Source organism: Streptomyces sp. NPDC004721 (assembly GCF_053601495.1).
Genome location: NZ_JBSGBZ010000063.1, coordinates 1 through 18,360, shown reverse-complemented (window position 1 = coordinate 18,360; position 18,360 = coordinate 1). Strand labels below are relative to the sequence as shown.

Here is an 18,360-nt window from a genome sequence, read left to right as displayed (position 1 = left end):
GGGCCGGGCACCTTGGTCACGGCGAGCAGACCTTGCGCAGCGTGACAACTCCGCTCGGCTCTTCGTCGACCATGCATGGGCTGGTCGTCTTCTTCGGTACGTCTCCGCGTCGCTGCACGAGGAATGTCGTCAGCCTTCATGGCCTGTCAGGGGCGACAGCTAACGTTCTTGTGACGTGGTACCGCGATGGCAGCTGACTCGGAGGGGTACAGGATGGGTGCTTCGGCCTGGGACTACTACGTGCCGTACCAAGAGGATCTTGATGCCGCGCTGCAGGAGTTGCGGAACCGAGCGTTCCTCGCCGGTGACTACTACTGGGTGCGCGGTGGCGACTGGCTTCCTGAGGAGGAGCGCCGCCCGCAGCCTTTGACCCTGGACGAACTGTGGGCCGACGAGTGGACACAGCACTCTGGAACCCACTCGATTCTCGATGTCTTCCACGTTCAACGGGAAGACGAGGTGCCCGAGGTCTGTGCAGTACAGCCGGTGACCGCCGAAGAGGCCCGGAGGGCCATCGGCACTGAGCGGCTGACCCGCGAACACGTTCCAGCGATCCAAGACCTCGCTCGCGAGCGCTGGTACGGCCGTTGCGCAGTACTGCACGACGACCACGGGATGCCACAGGAGATCTACTTCTGGGGTTGGTCTGGAGATTGAGCCGACCTTGATCAGATCCGTGATGCGGCCCGTGCTGCACCGCAGTTTGCGCAGGAGTCGCCAGGTCTTGAGGGTGGCCATGGCCTGTTCGCCGACGGCTCGGATCTTGGCGTGGGAGCGGTTGACGGCTTGCCGGCCTCCACGTCGACTCAGCTCGCTGCAAGCCAGGTTGGAAAGGCTCAGTCATTCGATATGGCGGCTGGCGGAGCACAACGTTGAGTGACGACGGTGGGGAACGGATCGGCATCATCCGTTGGCCAGTTGCTGGATGGCCTCGAGGGTCTGGCCCGCTCCGTCCTCGGTCACCATGTGTTGCGCGCCTCTCGCGGCGGCTCGTGCGTATGTCTGCTGCTTCACGACTTGGTCGAGTGAGTCGGCAAGCCGTTCAACAGTCAGGGATCGGAAGGGGATCGGGTCTGTGGCGGCGCCGAGGGCAGCAAGTCGTCCCGCCCAGAACGGCTGGTCGGCGGTCACCGGCACGGTGACCGCGGGCACTCCGGCACGCAACGCCGCGGCCGACGTGCCGGCCCCTGCGTGGTGAACCACCGCAGCCAGCCGTGGGAACAGTAGGGCGTGCGGTACGTCCCCAATGGTGAGCACGTTGTCGCCGTCGGCCGCGAGTCCGGCACTGCCGGCTTGGAGAATGCCGCGCAGCCCGGCGTGGCGCAGGGCTCGCACGGCGATCTCGCTCAACCGCTCCCCGTCGCCGGCTGCCATACTCCCGAAGCCGATGAGGACGGGCCGGGGTCCGGCACGAAGGAAGTCCTCCAGGCCGGTGGGCAGCCGTTCAGACGCATCCTGATGGGGCCACCAGGTGCCCACTACCTCCAGGCCGGAGCGCCAGTCGGAGGGGCGAGGCACGAGTGCCGCGCTGAAGCCATGCAGGATGGGCCAATTCGCCTGTTCCTGCCGTCGGCGCATCGCAGCGGCGGACAGTGGCGGCAGCTTCAGGCTGTGGCGCAGCTTTGCGACCGCCTGCTCGTAGACGCGGTCGACCATGCGAAGAGTGAAGCCTCCGGCCATGCGGTTGGCGGGACGGCCCAGCGAACGCATACTCGTGACGACGGGCGGGAAGTCGCCGGTAGGTGCGGTGGGCACCAGGTATGCGCCCAGGCTCGGTATGCCCGTCGCCTCGGCGAGGTGCCAGCCGAGCGGGGCGGTGGCGGCCGACAGCAAGAGCAGATCCGTGCCATCGGCCACCGCATCGGCGAATCCCTGGCCCAGTTCGGTGATGAACGCGGCGGCCGCGCACATCAGTTCACGTCGGCCCGTGACGCCGCCGTGGGCCCGCGGGTCGGCGGGCAGACGTCGGAACTCTAGCCCTGCGTCGTGTACGAGGGGCGCGAAGTCATCCGTGGTAGCAAGGGCGACGTCGTACCCGGCGCGACGCAGTGCGGCGCCCAGCCCGGTGTAGGGCGCGACGTCGCCCCGCGATCCGGCCGCGGCGATCAGAACCCTCATCAGTCCTCCTCGGAATCGGTACGGCGACCTGCGTGGCGGGCCGTGTTGGCGTGGATCGCCTTGCACAGATAGGCGGCCAGCCCCGGCCGTTGCTGCGACGGCGGCACCACCAGAGCGAAGGCGCGCGGATCGGCGATGAAGTCGTCCGCGATGCGCCAGTGCATGTCGGGCGGACAGGAGGTGAACCAGCGTGCGATGTGCAGGCGGTGCTCCTCGGCGAGGTCCATGGCCCGCTCGCCGTCGTTCGGCTCCCCCTTGTCGAAGGCCGCGAGTAGCTCCGCGCGCCAGGCGGCGGCCTCGCCCATGAGCTGCCGCCAGTCCTCTTTGGTGTGGGCAGCCGCGCGCGCCATCGCCTCGCGCTGTCCCTCCGACTGCGCCCACTTCAGCTCCGCCTCGGTGGCATAGCTCAGGTCGAAGGTAATCTCGCCGAAGACCTCGAAGCGTTCCTGGGGAGTCAGGGACACCCCGGTCTGCTGGACTTCTATCGCCCGTTCTGCCACCTCGGCCAGCCGCTGCAATCTGGCGATCTTCTCACCCAACTGCCGCTGTCGGGCCCGCAGATACTCAAGGGCGTTCGACTGCGGATCCTTGAGGATCGCAGCGATCTCAACGAGGGAGAAGCCGAGCTCGCGGTAGAAGAGGATCTGCTGGAGACGGACCAGGTCAGCGTCACTGTAGAGCCGGTAGCCGGCGTGGCTGCGGCCGCTGGGCGAGAGCAGCCCTGCCTTGTCGTAGTGATGCAGCGTACGCACCGTCACCCCGGCGAAGGCCGAGACCTGTCCCACGGAGTAGCTCATCCACCTGCCCTTTCGTCGGCATACAGCCTTAAGCCTGACGTAAGGAGAGGGTCAAACTGTCTGGGGCCTTGGCCCCGGATCTCGGACACTTGAGACGTGGATCTTGAGGATCTGAGAACGGACATCTTGCGGTCATGTAGCCCCCGGCTCCGCCCCAAGGCCGCCTCTGGCAGCCCGCCTCCTACTCAACCTCGCCCACCGACTCACCACTCTCACCACCCCAGGAGACAAGTCCTCATGACGCTCGCGGTCGACTTCGACGGAGCTGTCCACCGGTACTCCCGAGGCCGGCACGACGGCACCATCTACGACCCGCCCATACCCGGCGCCCTCAACGGCCTCCGCCAACTCATGGATCTCGACGGATGGATAACGTGTCCGCCGAGGCCTTGAACCGCTCCTGAAGGAGGGAATAGCATCCGGCGCGATTGATCTTGGAAGGGGTCGAAGTGCCGAACACAAAACGCGTGAAGCCGGTGCTGATCACAGCGCTGATACCGATAGTGGTGCTCGGCGTCGCCGCGCAGCCGGCGATGGGGCAGGTGCCCGTGCCACCGCCGATCAAGACCTACGAGGGAGATCCCGGCCGACTCGGCGACGCGGCGAGCTGGCGTACCCCTGAGTTCAACCGGGACGCCGGCCTGGCGTCGATGGGAGCCGAATTCGCCTACGCCGCAGGCTACTCCGGCACCGGGATGAACATCGGCGTCGTCGACTCGGGCGTCTTCGCCGGGCACGTCCGGGAGCACGGAAGCCTGGACACGAACTACGCGGTCGGGGACCGCTACTTCTCAGTGGAGGCCCAGGGCGGCCAGACGGGCCCCACGCCGGGGTTCTACAACCCGGCATTCAACGACAGTCACGGCACCCACGTCACCGGGACCATCGGTGCGAGCCGCGACGGCGTCGGCGAGACGCAACCGGCCGGGCCGGATGCCAACATGCACGGCGTCGCGTTCAACAGCAACGTGTACATGGGCAACACCGGCAAGACGGACGGCGTGCTCTACGGTCTCCTGCCGGCGAACGCGACCGCCGCGCAGAAACCGGACGACGCCTACATCGGCAATGTCTACCGGGCCGTGAACTCCGCCAAGACGGCGAACGGCGAGCCCGTCAGGATCATCACCAGCAGTTGGGGTAGCCAGCCCAACACGGAAAACTACAACACGTATGACACGCCGTCCGGCAGCCCGGCGGGCTTCGGTCTGAACACGGCATGGCGCCTCTGGTCCACTCCGGACGGCGTCGTCGACGCGAACGGCAGCACCGCCCACTGGCTGAACGGTGCCATCGAGGCCGCGCGTACCGGCACGGTCATCCAGTTCACCGCCGGGAACAGCGGTTACGTGAACCCGTCGCCACGAGGCGCCGCGCCGTACTTCATGCCCGAGCTGGAGGGTAGCTGGTACACGACGTCGGGGATCAACCCCACCGTGGGGCGCACGTTCAACCCTGACGGCTCCGTCCTGGTCCCCGGCCAGCAGACGTTCAACCAGTGCGGCGTCGCGAAGTGGTCCTGCGTGACGGCGCCGGCCAACGGCATCAACAGCACGACCGTATCGGTCGTCAACGGCGTGCCCGAGCCCCGTTACGGCAGTGCGTCGGGGACGTCGATGGCCGGCCCGCACTCGGCGGCCGCACTGTCGTTGATCATGCAGCGCTTCCCGTACATGACCAACGAGCAGGCGCTCTACACGATGTTCACCACCGGCCGGCAGAACAACACGATCAATGACGCGGCGGGCAACGCCGTGCTGAACCCCGCCGGCGGCCAGATCGTGCAGGTGCCGGACAGCCGCAATGGCTGGGGCACGGTCAGCCTGCGGGAGGCCATGAACGGCCCGGGCCAGTTCCTGGGGCCGTTCGTCGTCGACACGCAGGGGCGCGACGACGTGTGGTCGAACGACATCTCGGACGTCGCGATCCGGGCCCGCCAGCAGGAGGACGCCACCGAGGCGGACGCCTGGGCGGCGACCAAGGCCGCCAAGGGCTGGACCAAGGGCCTGCCGGCCGGCGCGAGCGACGCCGACAAGTCGGACTACGCCATCGGGGTCCGCCGTGAGCAAGCCCGCGAGGCCCGCGCCTACGAGGGCAGCCTCACGAAGCGTGGCGCCGGCACCCTGTTCCTCACCGGCAGCGAGACCTGGCACGGGACGAGCACCGTCCTCGACGGCAAACTCTCGGTCGTCGGCTCGCACGCGAGCGCTGTCGACGTGCGCGGCGGAACACTCGGCGGCAGCGGCACCGTGGGTGGCAGCATCAACGTCGGCGGCGGCGTGCTGCGGCCGGGTCTCACGGCCGACGAGGCCGCGCAGATCACCAGCGCTTCCGGCGCCGCAGGCAATGTCCTGAACGTCGGCGGGAACGCGACCATCGGCAAGCAGGGTCGCGTTGCCGTCACGATCTCCGGCGACCGGGACTACACGAGCGTCCGGGCTGCGGGAAACCTGGTGCTGGACGGTGAGCTGGACCTGGACGTGCGGGGCAAGCTGACACCGGGCACCGTGTTCACGATCATGAGCGGTAGCTCGATCAAGGGCGCCTTCCACGCGCTGCCGGAGAACCGGGCCCTGAACGTGGGCGGTTACCTGTTCCGGGTGTCCTACAAGAACAACAGCATGACGCTGACCGTCATGGACGCGGTGCCGAACAACGGGCAGTAAGTCGTGACCCGCTAACTCAACTCGGCTCAGGACCCCGGGGAGAGTTCGCTTCGCCCGTTTTGATCACGGCGGGCTGGGAGAGGAAAACCCAGACGAGCACGGCACATGTGGATCATGGAGGCGTCTACGCTTCAAGATCCGCAAGGTTGCCGTGCTCGTCTCCTCATCACGCCCCACGCCGGTCACACTGGTGGCACCACTCCGGCTCGCCCCGTCCTCCAGCCCGGCTCCGCTTCCGGGACTGCTGGACGGGGTCCGTCAGGAATCAGGGTCTGTCACGTAGTCGGGGTTGAGGTGGGCCGGAGAGGGATCAGGGGGTGTGACCCAGGTACGCGTCAAAGGGCAATGAGTTGATCGGCCGATGAGTCGGCTCTCGTAGCGACACCCTCGCTCGTGTCGCCCCGGCCCTCATGGCTCATCCAATGGATGGACTGAAAGCAAGAAGCCCCGTCCGCCTTGGGTTGGCGGACGGGGCCCATGGGCAGCGATCAGGCAGTGTTGCCCCGGTGGTTCACGGGGCCGGAACGCTGGTGCTGCTGACGCCGGAGGTGGCCGACAGCAGGAGCATCGCCAGGAGCAGTCCCGCCACGGCGGCGACGGTACCCATGATGAGCGCGGCGCTGTGGATGCCGCGGTGCTCGGCGTCGCGTCGACGGCCGATCAGCGAGCTGCCGACTGCGGCAAGCCCGACCGGCACCGCCAGCAGGAAGTTGACCGCCAGGGCTGCCACGGATACGGCTCCGAGCAGCAAACTCGCGGCGGCGTGGAACCAACCGGTGCGTGCGGTCAGCGCGGTGTCTGCCATGAGATCTCCTGTCCCAAAATGCGATTACAAGATGCTGCACACATAGTCGACGGAGACCACACCACTTGCGGCTCCCTTACGTCATCGAGGACCGCCGCACGGACCTGCTCGCGGGCCGGTCCGTACGGCGTACGCCCTTCTGCGGACTAGGCCTGGGGCTCGAGGAGTTCACATCCCTTGCGGCCCAGGTCGAGCTTGCTGCCGTCGATGACGCACGGCACGATCCCGTAGGTCTCCTGCGCGTAGCGCGCGTTGTAGCGGACGGTGATGAGCCCCTTGCGGTCGACCTCGCAGGGGTTGTTGAGCGTGCACTGCTCGCCGTCCTCGTTATGGGTGTTGTTGACGGCGATCACGCGTCCGGTGTGGTCGTCGATCACCGGGGAGCCGGAGGTGCCGCCGATGGTCTCGCACCCGGGCGTGTAGCGCACCGAGTCCTTCCAGGTCCACCAGTACTCCTTGAGCTGGTTTACGAACCCGTCGACGGAGCACTTGTACTGCTTCTTCCAGTATCCCGACGCCACGGTGATCTCGGTGTTCTTGCGCGGGTGGCGCGGGTCGAGCAGTAGCGGCCGTACGTGGTAGGTGCTCTCGATCTCGGCGTAGGTGGTGGTCGTCCGGTACAGCGAGATGTCGGTGTCGGTCATCGTCGCGTACGAGATCTGGTCGGCCTGGAGCGTGCCGAGCACCCCGGCGTCCTCGTCGAGGAGTTTGAACGTGCGGGTGGACGGCCGGTCCACGATGACCTGGCCGGCCTTCGGGAAGCCGCCCTCGATGCAATGCCCGTTGGACAGCACGAGGGCGGGGTCGTCGGGCTGTGACTGCGGGGTGCGCACGACGGAACCGGAACAGTTGCTGAGCGCTACGGTGCCGGCGAACGTGACGGGTGCGTCGTTCGGTCTCGTGCGGGTGCCGGCGTCCCCGCCCGCGGTCCCGGCGACGGCGGGTGCCGCGCCCGCGCCGACCAGGGCGAGCGCGAACGCCGCGCCGGTGAGCGCCTTGCCGATCCTCGGTGAGCGACGTGTCGTGCGTGTCATCGGTGCTGCAGGTGACATTGGGTGGAGCCCCCTTGCCGACGCCGGGTGTGACGTCTGTAGCCGATGGTTGCCGTGCGCATTCTTCGGTGCCGACGGGCGGCAGGACAAGGGGTGGGATCAAGTCCGTGTCCCGCCGCGGTCCGCGGGCGCGAGGGAAGCGGGCACGGGCTGGGCCCGATGCACATGCGGACCCGAACTCGCACTCGGGATCCGCGACTTGATGTTCCCCCAGGTCACGTCGGCTCCGGCGGGGTCGCCGGAGCGGTGGGCGGGGGGCCGGGTGCCGGCTCAGCGCACCCCGTCCGGCCGGAACTGAATGCTGATCCTGGCCCGGCCGCCCGCGCCGACTTGGGGATCGCGTGTTTCCAAGTGCGCTGGCAGGAGCCGCCCATCACAATGAGGTCGCCATGCCTGAGGGCTCTGCGCACGGTCGGCGTGGCGCGGGAGTTCGCGCCCCGTCGGGGGCGCGCCGACGGACACGATGGCGACCATGATGTCCTCGGCGGACAGGCCCGGCCTCGGGGACCATCGGCAACTGCTCGTCTCCGAAGGCGACCGGTGAGCGGCCTGCCATGACAGCCCGCTCACCGGCACTTGTCGTCAATCACCCGCTGAGCGCCGCCGGCCTGAACCGAACCAGGCCGGCCGCCTTCGTTTCGAGTCCGCGGTGAACGTGCGGCCGGCTCAGCCCCGACCACGTCCGTCTGGCAGTTGGGGCAAAGTTCGTGCCCACCCTCGTCATTGACCACGCTCCCCCACTCCCGGCACTCCTCACAACCGCGGGCGCGAACCGGATCGGCGTGAGGATTGGGCTGCTGGGATCCGGTGTCGGCTCCGCAAGACATGAAGAGAAAACTCCGATGAGGTTACGAAATGGTATACCGCCTCATCCACATATACGTGCTCCAAACATCGATTACTAGGAACTCTTCGTAGTAATTGCCGTACCGAGTGTGCGACTCCACTCACGGACGGCGGCGGCACTAACCGCGCCGACTGCTGGGGCGGCGGTCTCCGCTTTCGGCCTGGGCGGCGCCAGGCCCGCCGACGGCCGGCGGAAGGGCGCGGCGCCCACCGCTCAGCGGTCGTGCGGCCTTCCAGCAGCTCCGGCATCGTGGCCTGCTGGTGGGCGTGGACGACAGCGGAAGGGCGCGGCGCCCACCGCTCAGCGGTCGTGCGGCCTTCCAGCAGCTCCGGCATCGTGGCCTGCTGGTGGGCGTGGACGACAGGCGAGGCCGGCGGCCAGGGCCCGCTCGTACCGAGTCGATGCGCGGGGCGGTTTGCCGTCGGTGCTGGCGATCCACCAGCGGGCGGGCCACGCGAAGTCGACGGTGTAGGTGAGCTGCTCCAGTGCCGGACTCCGGCGGCCGGGCTGGGGAACGGTGAGGTGGCGACCGTGGCGGGAGAGCCTGGTCGGCGATGTAGTCGTCCGCGCCGGGCGGGAACGCCCGGCCGCGCCGCGTCTCCAGCAGGTGCCGGCGGGCTTCGGCGAGGACGTGACGGCGGGCGAACGTACCGCGGACGGTGAAGACAACCGCGGCAACGTCGACGGCAGCGAGGGCGGTGTCCACCACCGGCCCCACCCGGGCCCGGATCGCCGCACCGGCCGCCCGGCAGCGCTCCAGGGGCCCGTCGACCAGCTGCTGTCCGAAGTGGAGGATCGCGGACGTCCGCGACCACGCGCGCAGCTGCTCCAGCGGGCGGGCGGTCTTCTTCTCCGGGCGAGTGTCCTGCGCCCATCCGAGGCCGTGGCGGCCGCGCTCGCCGGGCAGCCGCCCGTGGTCCTTCACGTACTGGTCAGTGAGGCCCTCCAGGGCGTCCTCGATCCGCTGGCGGCGGGTGGAGGACCAGTGGATCAGCTCGGAGCCGACTGCGGCTATCTCCATTGCCGGTCGCAGGCCCGGCGTCACCTCGCGGGGCACCGTCGCCAGGCCCAGCTCCTCACACACCTCCGTGTTCATCCTGAGGGTGTAGAGCGTCCCGGCCGCGACGGCATGCTGGTACCAGGTGCTGTCCGGGCGCTGCACGCGGTTCAGGATCAGAAGGTGGTCATGAAGTGGTCCCCTGTGGTTCCCCATGGCCGATGACGGCCGCCCGTGTCACTGGTATCCCGGAACCACGCCCCGCCGCCAGCGGGGCTGTAGTACCCCGGTACCACCTGCCTGGCAGTGTTCAGTCCCCGGTACGACCGGATCCGGCAGATCGCGGGCTTAGCGTGACGGAGGAGGCGTCAGGCGTACAGGGCGCGCCGGAGTCCGAAAGAGGGAACGCGAATGATCGAGGCACAGCAGCTCACCAAGAGGTACGGGGAGAAGACAGCCGTCGCCGGGCTGGACTTCACCGTGAAGCCGGGCACGGTGACCGGCTTCCTCGGCCCCAACGGGGCGGGCAAGTCGACGACGATGCGCATGATCGTCGGGCTTGACGCGCCGACGAGCGGCTCCGTCACGGTGAACGGACGACGCTACGCCCGCCACCAGGCGCCGCTCCAGGAGGTCGGGGCGCTGCTGGAGGCGAGGTCGATCCACCCGGGCCGCTCGGCCTACAACCATCTCCGGGCCCTCGCCCTCACTCACGGCATCCCGCGCCGCCGGGTCGACGAAGTCATCGACCTTGCCGGTCTTGGCAGCGTCGCGAAGAAGCGGGCCGGTGCCTTCTCCCTCGGCATGGGCCAGCGGCTCGGCATCGCGGCCGCCCTGCTCGGCGATCCGCAGACCGTGATGCTCGACGAGCCGGTCAACGGGCTGGACCCCGAGGGCGTCCTCTGGATCCGGAACCTGCTCACCTCCCTCGCGAGTGAAGGGCGCACGGTGTTCGTCTCTTCGCACCTGATGAGCGAGGTGTCCCTGGTGGCTGATCACCTCATCATCGTCGGCCGTGGACGGTTGCTGGCCGACACGACCGTACGGGACCTGGTCCGCGAGGCCGGCGGCGACGCCGTGAAGGTCGCGACGGACGACCCCGCACGGCTGCGGGAGGTACTGGCCGGATACGGCGTGGAGATCACCGGCCGCGTGGGCTCCGAGGAACTGCAGGTGACCGGGCTGTCCGCCCGCGAGATCGGGCTGAAGGCGGCCGAGCACAGGATTCCGCTGTTCGAGCTGACCACGAAGGCGGTGTCGTTGGAGGAGGCATTCATGGAACTGACCAGGGACGCCGTGGAGTACCACGGCTCCACGACCGGCACCGAGACCTCCGGGAGCGCGGCATGAGCACCCTCACGGCAACCCCGGAGTCCCCCGAGACCGCTCAGGCCGCGCCGGCCCGCCCCGCCTACCGGGTGACCGGACGGCGCGTGCTGGCCTCGGAGTGGGCCAAACTGTGGTCTCTGCGCTCCACCTGGATCACTCTCGGCCTGGGCCTGCTGTTCCTCGTCGCCTTCGGCGTCATCGCCGCGAGCCGCTACAAGTCCGGGATCGACTCCGGCCGCCCCATGCACGGCGACTTCGCCGACGCGACGGCCGTGAGTCTGTCCCTCTTCGGCACGAACTTCGCCCAGTTGGCCCTCGGCGTGCTGGGCGTGCTGGTCACGGCGGGCGAGTACTCGACCGGCATGATCCGCTCCACCATGGCCGCGGTGCCGCGCCGGCTGCCCGTGCTGTGGTCCAAGGCGGCTGTGTACGGGCTGGTCGCGCTGTTGATCGCGACCGTCGGCGCGTTCGTCGCCTTCCTCGTGGGCAGCCAGGTCGTCTCCGGCACGCCCGCCGCCATGGGCCTCGGCCACGCCGGTGTCCTTCGCAGTCTGCTGGGCGCCGGGCTCTACCTGGGCCTGGTCGGCGTGATCGGCACCGCCCTGGGCGCGCTGCTGCGGTCCGTGGCCGGCGGTATCTCGGTCCTGGTGGCCGCCCTCATGCTCGTACCCGGACTGATCTCCCTGCTGCCCAGCTCATGGAGGGGGAACATCGACCCCTATCTGCCCAGCCACGCCGGCGAGTCGATCTTCGCCCTGACCCACGACTCGACCACCCTGTCGCCGGGCGCCGGGCTCTGGGTCTTCCTCGGCTGGACGGCACTGGCGCTGGCCGCAGCGGCGTACCGGCTGCGGCGCAGCGACGTCTGAGCAGCCACCCGCATCATGGGCTCGTGAACTCCGTGACCACCGAAGATCTCAGCGGGATGGGGCCGCTGGTCGCCCGGCTCGGCCGGGCCGGCCAGTGGCTCCGGCATGCCGACCGGGCCCGTCCGTGGGTGCTGGACACCGCGGTCGTGGTGCTGGTCTTCCTGATGTTCTGCCTGCCGGACCTGCTGCACGCGGTCGGTGCCATCGACGGGGAAGGCGACGGCCCGCGCCGCTTCCGCCTGGTGTTCACCCGGTTGCCCGTGGCGGGCATGCTGGCCTTGCAGGCCGGGCTGGTGCTGCCGCTGCTGTGGCGGCGCCGGGCACCCACCGCCGCGTTCGGCGCCATCGCGGCCGTGTTCGTCCTCCAGTGGTCCCTCGGCGCCGCGCTCCGTGCGGACGTCGCCCTCTTCGTCGCCCTGTACAGCCTGGCCCTGCACGGACGGCTGCGGCAGCTGCCGTGGGCCTGTGCGGCCACGGCGGGCGCGGTGGGCCTGGTCGCGGCACGGGTGTCGGCGGCGGTGTCGGTCTGGGACGCGCTGTTCTTCCTGCTCAGCACGGCGACCGCGGCCCTCGCGCTCGGCCTGATGATCCGTATCCGGCGGGCTCAGCTGGCCGGGCTTCGGGACCGTGCGGCCCGGCTGGAGATCGAACGCGACCAGCGTGGCAGGCTCGCAGTCGCGGCCGAACGAGCACGGGTGGCCCGTGAGATGCACGATGTCGTCGGCCACAACCTGTCCGTCATCATCACGCTCGCCGACGCGGGTGCCTATGCCGCCGGGGTCGCTCCGGAGCGGGGCAGGGAGGCCCTCCACCTCATCGGCGACACCGGTCGCAAGGCCCTGGGCGAACTGCGCCGGGTGCTCGGCGTGCTGCGCGAGGTGGACGGCCCGCCGGCCGAGCCCGAGCTGAGCCCGCAGCCCGGTCTCGCGGACATCAACGCGCTGTGCGAAGGGGTGCGCGCCGCCGGCTTGGAGGTCGTCTACCGTACCGCCGGAGACGTCGACGCCCTCGACAGCGGGGTCCAGCTCACGGTCTACCGCATCGTGCAGGAGGCCCTGACGAATACCCTGAAACACGCCGGCGCCGGCGCGCGTGCGAACCTGGCTGTCGCCGTGGAGGACACGCGGCTGACCATCACCGTCCAGGACTCCGGCCCACTCGTCCCGGGCGACCGTCCCAGCACGGCGAACGAGGAAGGACACGGCCTGGTGGGCATGCGGGAACGAGCGGCTCTCTACGGCGGACACGTAAGCGCGGGTCCCGCGGGCGGCGGCTGGACGGTACGGGCCGCACTCGACCTCACTCCCCAGGGCGGTGCCCGGTGACCACCGTGCTCGTCGTGGACGACCAGCCGCTCCAGCGGTACGGCTTCCGCATGCTCCTGGACTCCGTGCCCGAAACAGAGGTGGTCGGCGATGCCGCGCACGGAGCGGAAGCGGTGCGCAAGGCCGCCGAACTCCGGCCCGACGTCGTCCTCATGGACGTACGCATGCCGGGCATGGACGGCATCGAGGCCACCCGCCGCATCGTCGCCGCGGGCGATCGCTCGCGCGTCCTGATGCTGACCACGTTCGACCTGGACGAGTACGTGTATGCGGCTCTGCGCGCCGGAGCCAGCGGCTTCCTCCTCAAGGACGCCCGCCCCGAGGAACTCCTCGCGGGCATCCGGGCCGTGGCCGTCGGAGACGCTGTGATCGCCCCCGCGCTCACCCGCCGTCTCCTGCACGAGTTCGCCCGTCTCGTGCCACTCGGCGGCGACGGCTCCGCTGAGGACCCGCGCTTGAGCTCCCTCACCGACCGTGAGCGCGAGATCCTCGTCGCCATCGGCAAGGGCTGGAGCAACGGCGAGATCGCCGCCCGCTTCGTCCTGTCGGAGTCCACGGTGAAGACTCATGTCGGCCGCGTCCTGGCCAAGATCGGCGCCCGCGACCGCATCCAGGCGGTGATCTTCGCCTATGACCACGGCCTGGCCCGGCCTCATGGAGACTGAGCGGCGGCGCCCTTCGCGAGCCTCCAGGGCGCAGCTCTGGCGGGCCAAGCGCCGCGCCTCGGCGGCCGTCTCCGGCATGGAGGACATTGTGATGCTGTAGCCCGGGTGGCCTGTCGGTCTCGGTTTCCACGGTCGTCATGGTCATCGTCAACGACTTGGTTGGGGTGGCTTGAGGGTGGCCTGTCCGCCTGCCCCGGGGGGACATCTGTGGGCGGGGCGCCGCCAGGGCGCGTTCACGGGGGCTGACAGCTAGTCGGCCATCGCCCCGTTTCGACTGCCCAAGACAGGCCCAGGCGCCTGTCGGAGGCTCAGCCGCTCGTCTTGGTTCGGTGACCCGCGTCACACCCGGCTCCTGTCAGCAATCAAGGCCCCGTCTCGTTCAAGGGGCACGCGAACGAGACAGGAGCAACGCCATGAAGCACCGCATCGTCGTACTCGGCGCCGGATACGCCGGGGCCTTCGCCGCCGGAAATCTGGCCCGCCGGCTCTCCCCCGCCGACACCGTGATCACCGTCGTCAACGCCGTGCCCGACTTCGTGGAGCGGATGCGGCTCCACCAGCTCGCGATCGGTCAGGACCTCGCGTTCCGCAAGCTCGCCGACGTATTCGCGGGTACCGGGGTGCGGCTGCGCCTGGCGCGCGTCACCGGCGTCGACCCCGAGCGCAGGGCTGTCGCCGTGACCGGCGAGGACGGCGACGGCGAGCTCGCGTACGACACGCTTCTCTACGCGCTCGGCAGCTCCGTGGCCCATCACGACGTCCCCGGTGTGGCCGAGTACGCCTTCGATGTGACCGGCCGGTCCTCGGCGCTGCGTCTGCGCGAGCGCCTGGCCGGCCTGGACGAGGGCGGCACCGTGCTGATCGTCGGTGAGGGGTTGACCGGCATCGAGACCGCCACCGAGTTCGCCGAGTCCCGGCCCGACCTCTCCGTCGCACTCGCCGCCCACGGCGAGCTGGGCGCCTGGCTCTCCCCGAAGGCCCGCCGTCACCTGCGCCAGGCCTTCGAGCGGCTCGGCATCACCGTCCACGAGCACACCGGCATCGAAGCCGTCGAGCCGACTCGGGCGATCGCCGCCGACGGTACGTCCATCCCGGCCGACGTGACTGTGTGGTCGGCCGGGTTCGCCGTGCATCCCATCGCGGCCGCCAGCGGTCTGGAGGTCGCCGAGACCGGCCAGATCGTCGTCGACCGCACCATGCGCTCGGTCTCGCACCCGGACGTCTACGCCGCCGGTGACTGTGCCTATGCGATCGGCGAGAACGGCCGGCCGCTGCCGATGTCCTGCGCCTCGGCCGGCTTCACCAACATGCAGGCGACCGCCGCGATCATCGCGCGCCTGACGGGCAGCAAGATCCCAACCACCGGGCTGAAGTACCTCGGCAACCACATCAGCCTCGGGCGGCGGGACGCGATCTTCCAGATGGTGGACGGGGATGCCCGGTCGAAGTCCTGGTACCTGGGTGGCCGGACCGCCGCGCGGCTCAAGTCGGGCGTGCTCAAGGGGGCCGGGTGGGGCATCGCCCACCCGACCTTCGGCATGCCGAAGCGCAAGCGTCGCCTGGCCACCGCGCCTGACCTGGTCGGTGTGAGGGCCGCCGCATAGGTTGTTCCGCATGGACAGTGCAGCCATCGATCGGTTCGAGGCCAGCCGGGGCCGGCTGGCCTCGCTCGCGTACCGTCTGCTCGGCTCTGCGGCCGACGCCGAGGACGCCGTGCAGGACGCGTTCCTGCGCTGGCAGGCCGCGGACCGGGAACGTATCGAGGTGCCGGAGGCGTGGCTGACCAAGGTCGTCACCAATCTCTGCCTCGACCGGCTCCGCTCGGCGCAGGCGCGCCATGAGCGCGCTGCCGGAGACTGGCTGCCCGAGCCACTCCTTGAGGGCGACCCTATGCTCGGCCCTGCCGACACCTTCGAGCAGCGCGAATCGGTATCCTTGGCCGTACTGACCCTCATGGAGCGCCTCTCGCCGGTCGAGCGGACCGCTTACGTCCTGCGCGAGGCCTTCTCGTACCCCCACGCCGAGATCGCCGGGATCCTCGACATCACCGAGTCCGCGAGCCAGCAGCATGTCCACCGGGCCCGACGCCGGGTCGTCGCCGAGCGTCGCGGCGGCGATGAGGTGGACCCCGCGTCCGCGCGCCGGGTCGTCGAGGAGTTCCTCGCCGCCGCCACATCAGGGCGCACCGAACGGCTGGTGGCGCTGCTCACCGACGACGTGACGGCGGTCTCGGACGGCGCCGGACTGGCCAGGCGGCTGCTGCGGTACAAGACGCGCGAGCGCGTCGCCACCTACGTGCGGGCCGGCTTCAAGCCCACGCCGGCGAAGCGGCGGCTGGCGGGCGGCTCCCCCGCGTTCCACATCGCGCTGGTCAACGGCTCCCCGGCCGTCCTCGCCGTGGTTGACGACCGGGTCGTGGGCGCCGTGGCGTTCGACGTCAGCGACGGCAAGGTCGCGTCCCTGCGCGGCATCGCCGCCGCGGGCCGGCTCGCGCGCCTCAACGAGGCCTGGCGGCAGCACGAACCCGACACGCCGATCATCAACGCATGGTGACCAGAGCCCCGGAAACCCAGTGACCTGAGTCTGCACAGTGGCCAACTACGAGCCGTCAGCGATAGGTGGCCAGGGCGCGTCCGAGCGTCCCTGGCCACCTATCGCTCGAAGTCACAGCCGAGTGGGCCCAGGTGGGGCAGCTGCGTGGTCGCCGATGAGGTGTTGCGGAATGTCCTGAACGGGCTACTGTGCTGAAGGCCCCGCATCTAGGGTCGGGCCTTCATTCCACGCGGCCTGGCCGCAGCAGGCTCCCGACGACGACGAAGGGCCTTCGATGCTCGTTCCAGTCGGCGAGCCGGCTGCGGATGTCGCGTTCGACGGCCCGGTGCCGCCGGTGCAGGGAACCGATCACCTTGCCAGTGGCGACCTCCAGGGCGGCGAACAGGGTGGTGGTGCCGGCACGGACGTAGTCGCTGGCTGCGGCGTTCGGGCACCGGCGTCACCGCCCACCCGGCCCAGGCCTGGGCCGGTCAACAGGCACGAAATCTCGCCGTCGACCAGGGCACGCGCTGGGAGCCACTGCGCGTCCTGCTGCGCGACCGCGATGACATGTACGGCGAGACCTTCGACGCGGCCTTGCAGCGGCAGAGATGGAGATCCTCAAGAGCGCGCCGCGAGCGCCGCGGATGAATGCCCACCGCGAGAGGACCATCGGCAGTATCCGGCATGAGGCCCTCGATCACGTCCTCCTCGTGGACGAGGCTCACGCCCGACAGGTCCTGGCCACCCACGAGAAGCACTACAACGTGCGGCGGCCTCATCAGACCCGCAGCCAGCTGCCACCCGACTCGGTCCAACAGCCCGCCACCATGCACGACTTCGATACGCGCAGACTCCTGCGCACCCGAGTGCTCGACGGCGTCATCAACGAGTACCGCTACTCGACCTGAGTAGCAACGATGACTTTCCGAGCCCCACAGGCGGGACGCCGGAGTGCTCGGAGCATCACTCCGGCACCGTGTCCTCACAGCTCTCCGAAACTCTCACCACGCCGAAGACCACCGGGAAATCAGTGATCTGCTGGTTCGGGCCCGGCTCGGAGTTGCAGATCTTCCACTCAGCCGGGTCGTCCACCAGACGGCCCTGCCCGCTTGCGTCCTCGAAGATCATGTCGATTTCGGAGCTCATCTGCTCCTGCGCACGCCCGGCGTTACCGCCGACGACGTCGGGCATGACAGCCGCGACTGGCTCCGGGTTCGCCGAACGGTGCGTCTCGGCAGAACCCGAGCCAGTGGGCGTGCCCACAGAGACAGCCGGCCCGGACGACGCACCGCAGGCGGTGACCGAGGCCAGGAGCGTGACGGCGAAGGCGGATCTCAGAAACTTGGTGATGATCGTGTCCCCCCACGATAACGGCAGTTCGGAACAGTATCCCCGGTGAAAGAAGAGAAGCACCGCTTCCTTGATCACGGTTCGGCGCAGAGACCACCGCCCCGTCTACCAGCCAGACGATGGTGCATTCGACCACCCAGCGGAAGACGCCCAGGCCGGAGCCGTGCGACTGCCCACGTTCTGAAGGCCCGGTAACAGATCCTGCACAACCATCGTTCCCCTCTCCTGAGCCCCGTCGAGCACGGACGGGGCCTTCGCAAGGACGAGGGTATCGAGGTCGTGCTCAGCGGCGTCCGGATGCCGAGAATGAACTCGATCATGTAGCGGTGGGTGCGGACCTGCCTGCGAGAACCGCTGGACCGCATGTTGATCTGGGACGAGCGGCATCTCGTGCACACACTGTGCGAGTTCGAGACGTTCTACAACGAGCACAGGCCGCACCAGGGCCTTGCGAACACCCGCCCCCACCCCTGCTGCCCGCTCCGATCGAGGACCCGGACCGGATCGCCCGTCTGGACATGCGACGACGAGCACGGCTTGGGGGAACCCTCCGCGAGTACCAACATGCGGCCGACCAACACGGATGAGGTATTCGGCAAGCGCAGGACGGTACGTGCGGAAAGGGCCCCCAGCCGCTGCCGTTCCCCGGGGTGCGGTATCGCGCACCCCGGGACGAACGGGCTGTTTGTGTTTACTTCTTGACCTGAACGCCAGTCAGGACCGGGTCACCGTGCTGGTCGTACTGGACGCCGGTGACCTTGGTCGAATAGCCGGCGTTGACCTTGTTGTACCAGAGCGGGATGGTCGGCATGTAGTTGACCAGGTTCTTCTCGAGCTCCTGGTACTTCTTCTCCGACTCCTCCAGGGAGCTGGCGGTGTCGGCAGCGGCGATCTCCTTGTCGATCGTCGGGTTGGAGAAGCCACCCTGGTTGCCGTCCGAGTGGGTACCGAACAGGTCACGCAGGAAGTTGGCGTTGAACGGGTAGTCCAGCACCCAGCCCGAGC

16 protein-coding genes and 3 pseudogenes are annotated in these 18,360 nt (G+C 69.2%); 9 read left to right on the top strand and 10 right to left on the bottom strand.

Features of this window, described 5'->3' with window-relative positions:
* The first annotated feature begins 213 nt into the window (after positions 1 to 213).
* Entirely contained in the window at positions 214 to 657 is a 444-nt protein-coding gene (locus tag ACWEK3_RS35805; RefSeq protein WP_453251600.1) for a hypothetical protein, read from the top strand.
* A gap of 6 nt (positions 658 to 663) precedes the next feature.
* Here the strand turns inward: ACWEK3_RS35805 and ACWEK3_RS35800 are convergent.
* From ACWEK3_RS35800 to ACWEK3_RS35790, 3 genes and pseudogenes are all read right to left on the bottom strand, one after another.
* Positions 664 to 795 (bottom strand): annotated as a pseudogene (locus ACWEK3_RS35800) (IS5/IS1182 family transposase); the annotation flags it as partial.
* A gap of 108 nt (positions 796 to 903) precedes the next feature.
* Positions 904 to 2,118 carry a glycosyltransferase gene (locus ACWEK3_RS35795; protein ID WP_453251599.1) on the bottom strand — a complete coding sequence of 405 codons (1,215 nt, stop codon included), beginning with the start codon at positions 2,116 to 2,118 and terminating at the stop codon, positions 904 to 906.
* The gene (locus ACWEK3_RS35790; RefSeq protein ID WP_450545646.1) at positions 2,118 to 2,915 is read right to left on the bottom strand and encodes a MerR family transcriptional regulator; all 798 of its coding nucleotides are present in this window, start codon (positions 2,913 to 2,915) and stop codon (positions 2,118 to 2,120) included. Before ACWEK3_RS35790 ends, ACWEK3_RS35795 begins: the two co-directional genes overlap by 1 nt.
* 449 nt (positions 2,916 to 3,364) lie before the next feature.
* Here ACWEK3_RS35790 and ACWEK3_RS35785 point away from each other — a divergent pair, with 449 nt between their 5' ends.
* Positions 3,365 to 5,581 carry a S8 family serine peptidase gene (locus ACWEK3_RS35785; RefSeq protein ID WP_453251598.1) on the top strand — a complete coding sequence of 739 codons (2,217 nt, stop codon included), beginning with the start codon at positions 3,365 to 3,367 and terminating at the stop codon, positions 5,579 to 5,581.
* A gap of 511 nt (positions 5,582 to 6,092) precedes the next feature.
* Here the strand turns inward: ACWEK3_RS35785 and ACWEK3_RS35780 are convergent.
* The 4 genes and pseudogenes from ACWEK3_RS35780 to ACWEK3_RS35765 all read right to left on the bottom strand — a co-directional run bounded on the left by ACWEK3_RS35780 (position 6,093) and on the right by ACWEK3_RS35765 (position 9,447).
* The gene (locus ACWEK3_RS35780; protein WP_453251597.1) at positions 6,093 to 6,386 is read right to left on the bottom strand and encodes a hypothetical protein; all 294 of its coding nucleotides are present in this window, start codon (positions 6,384 to 6,386) and stop codon (positions 6,093 to 6,095) included.
* 146 nt (positions 6,387 to 6,532) lie between these two features.
* A complete protein-coding gene (locus ACWEK3_RS35775; protein ID WP_453251607.1) occupies positions 6,533 to 7,390 on the bottom strand; it encodes a S1 family peptidase in 858 nt (285 codons plus the stop codon).
* A 318-nt stretch (positions 7,391 to 7,708) separates the two neighbouring features.
* Positions 7,709 to 7,921 (bottom strand): annotated as a pseudogene (locus ACWEK3_RS35770) (alpha-ketoglutarate-dependent dioxygenase AlkB); the annotation flags it as partial.
* Between the two features lie 482 nt (positions 7,922 to 8,403).
* Positions 8,404 to 9,447, bottom strand: a complete 1,044-nt coding sequence (locus ACWEK3_RS35765; protein WP_453251596.1) for a relaxase domain-containing protein — start codon at positions 9,445 to 9,447, stop codon at positions 8,404 to 8,406.
* A 246-nt stretch (positions 9,448 to 9,693) separates the two neighbouring features.
* On the opposite strand from ACWEK3_RS35765, the gene ACWEK3_RS35760 reads away from it, so the two are divergent.
* The 6 genes from ACWEK3_RS35760 (at position 9,694) to ACWEK3_RS35735 (ending at position 16,023) form a co-directional block, all read left to right on the top strand.
* Positions 9,694 to 10,632 (top strand): ATP-binding cassette domain-containing protein, encoded by a 939-nt coding sequence (locus ACWEK3_RS35760; protein ID WP_390729326.1) that lies wholly within the window; start codon positions 9,694 to 9,696, stop codon positions 10,630 to 10,632.
* A complete protein-coding gene (locus ACWEK3_RS35755; RefSeq protein ID WP_453251595.1) occupies positions 10,629 to 11,480 on the top strand; it encodes an ABC transporter permease in 852 nt (283 codons plus the stop codon). Before ACWEK3_RS35760 ends, ACWEK3_RS35755 begins: the two co-directional genes overlap by 4 nt.
* Positions 11,481 to 11,536: 56 nt before the next feature.
* The gene (locus ACWEK3_RS35750; protein ID WP_453251606.1) at positions 11,537 to 12,805 is read left to right on the top strand and encodes a sensor histidine kinase; all 1,269 of its coding nucleotides are present in this window, start codon (positions 11,537 to 11,539) and stop codon (positions 12,803 to 12,805) included.
* Complete coding sequence (locus tag ACWEK3_RS35745; protein ID WP_453251594.1) at positions 12,802 to 13,470, top strand: response regulator; 669 nt, start codon at positions 12,802 to 12,804, stop codon at positions 13,468 to 13,470. Before ACWEK3_RS35750 ends, ACWEK3_RS35745 begins: the two co-directional genes overlap by 4 nt.
* 413 nt (positions 13,471 to 13,883) lie before the next feature.
* Entirely contained in the window at positions 13,884 to 15,074 is a 1,191-nt protein-coding gene (locus ACWEK3_RS35740) for an NAD(P)/FAD-dependent oxidoreductase (protein ID WP_453251593.1), read from the top strand.
* Between the two features lie 10 nt (positions 15,075 to 15,084).
* On the top strand, positions 15,085 to 16,023 hold the full coding sequence (locus tag ACWEK3_RS35735; RefSeq protein ID WP_453251592.1) for a sigma-70 family RNA polymerase sigma factor: 939 nt from the start codon (positions 15,085 to 15,087) through the stop codon (positions 16,021 to 16,023).
* A gap of 220 nt (positions 16,024 to 16,243) precedes the next feature.
* Here ACWEK3_RS35735 and ACWEK3_RS35730 read toward each other — a convergent pair whose 3' ends face one another.
* A complete protein-coding gene (locus ACWEK3_RS35730; RefSeq protein ID WP_453251591.1) occupies positions 16,244 to 16,375 on the bottom strand; it encodes a hypothetical protein in 132 nt (43 codons plus the stop codon).
* Between the two features lie 238 nt (positions 16,376 to 16,613).
* Here ACWEK3_RS35730 and ACWEK3_RS35725 point away from each other — a divergent pair, with 238 nt between their 5' ends.
* Positions 16,614 to 16,913, top strand: coding sequence for an integrase core domain-containing protein (locus ACWEK3_RS35725; RefSeq protein WP_450545629.1), 300 nt, complete (start codon positions 16,614 to 16,616; stop codon positions 16,911 to 16,913).
* A 55-nt stretch (positions 16,914 to 16,968) separates the two neighbouring features.
* Here ACWEK3_RS35725 and ACWEK3_RS35720 read toward each other — a convergent pair whose 3' ends face one another.
* Together ACWEK3_RS35720 and ACWEK3_RS35715 are read right to left on the bottom strand one after the other, a co-directional pair.
* The gene (locus tag ACWEK3_RS35720; protein WP_453251590.1) at positions 16,969 to 17,433 is read right to left on the bottom strand and encodes a hypothetical protein; all 465 of its coding nucleotides are present in this window, start codon (positions 17,431 to 17,433) and stop codon (positions 16,969 to 16,971) included.
* Positions 17,434 to 18,046: 613 nt separating this feature from the next.
* Positions 18,047 to 18,360, bottom strand: a pseudogene (locus ACWEK3_RS35715) (ABC transporter substrate-binding protein); the annotation flags it as partial.

Bases quoted from the DNA above. Each gene is read 5' to 3' on its own strand.
- ACWEK3_RS35805 (WP_453251600.1), top strand. From the start codon at position 214: ATGGGTGCTTCGGCCTGGGACTACTACGTGCCGTACCAAGAGGATCTT.
- ACWEK3_RS35750 (WP_453251606.1), top strand. From the start codon at position 11,537: ATGGGGCCGCTGGTCGCCCGGCTCGGCCGGGCCGGCCAGTGGCTCCGG.
- ACWEK3_RS35725 (WP_450545629.1), top strand. From the start codon at position 16,614: ATGGAGATCCTCAAGAGCGCGCCGCGAGCGCCGCGGATGAATGCCCAC.
- ACWEK3_RS35795 (WP_453251599.1), bottom strand. From the start codon at position 2,118: ATGAGGGTTCTGATCGCCGCGGCCGGATCGCGGGGCGACGTCGCGCCC.
- ACWEK3_RS35790 (WP_450545646.1), bottom strand. From the start codon at position 2,915: ATGAGCTACTCCGTGGGACAGGTCTCGGCCTTCGCCGGGGTGACGGTG.
- ACWEK3_RS35755 (WP_453251595.1), top strand. From the start codon at position 10,629: ATGAGCACCCTCACGGCAACCCCGGAGTCCCCCGAGACCGCTCAGGCC.
- ACWEK3_RS35735 (WP_453251592.1), top strand. From the start codon at position 15,085: ATGGACAGTGCAGCCATCGATCGGTTCGAGGCCAGCCGGGGCCGGCTG.
- ACWEK3_RS35780 (WP_453251597.1), bottom strand. From the start codon at position 6,386: ATGGCAGACACCGCGCTGACCGCACGCACCGGTTGGTTCCACGCCGCC.
- ACWEK3_RS35760 (WP_390729326.1), top strand. From the start codon at position 9,694: ATGATCGAGGCACAGCAGCTCACCAAGAGGTACGGGGAGAAGACAGCC.
- ACWEK3_RS35740 (WP_453251593.1), top strand. From the start codon at position 13,884: ATGAAGCACCGCATCGTCGTACTCGGCGCCGGATACGCCGGGGCCTTC.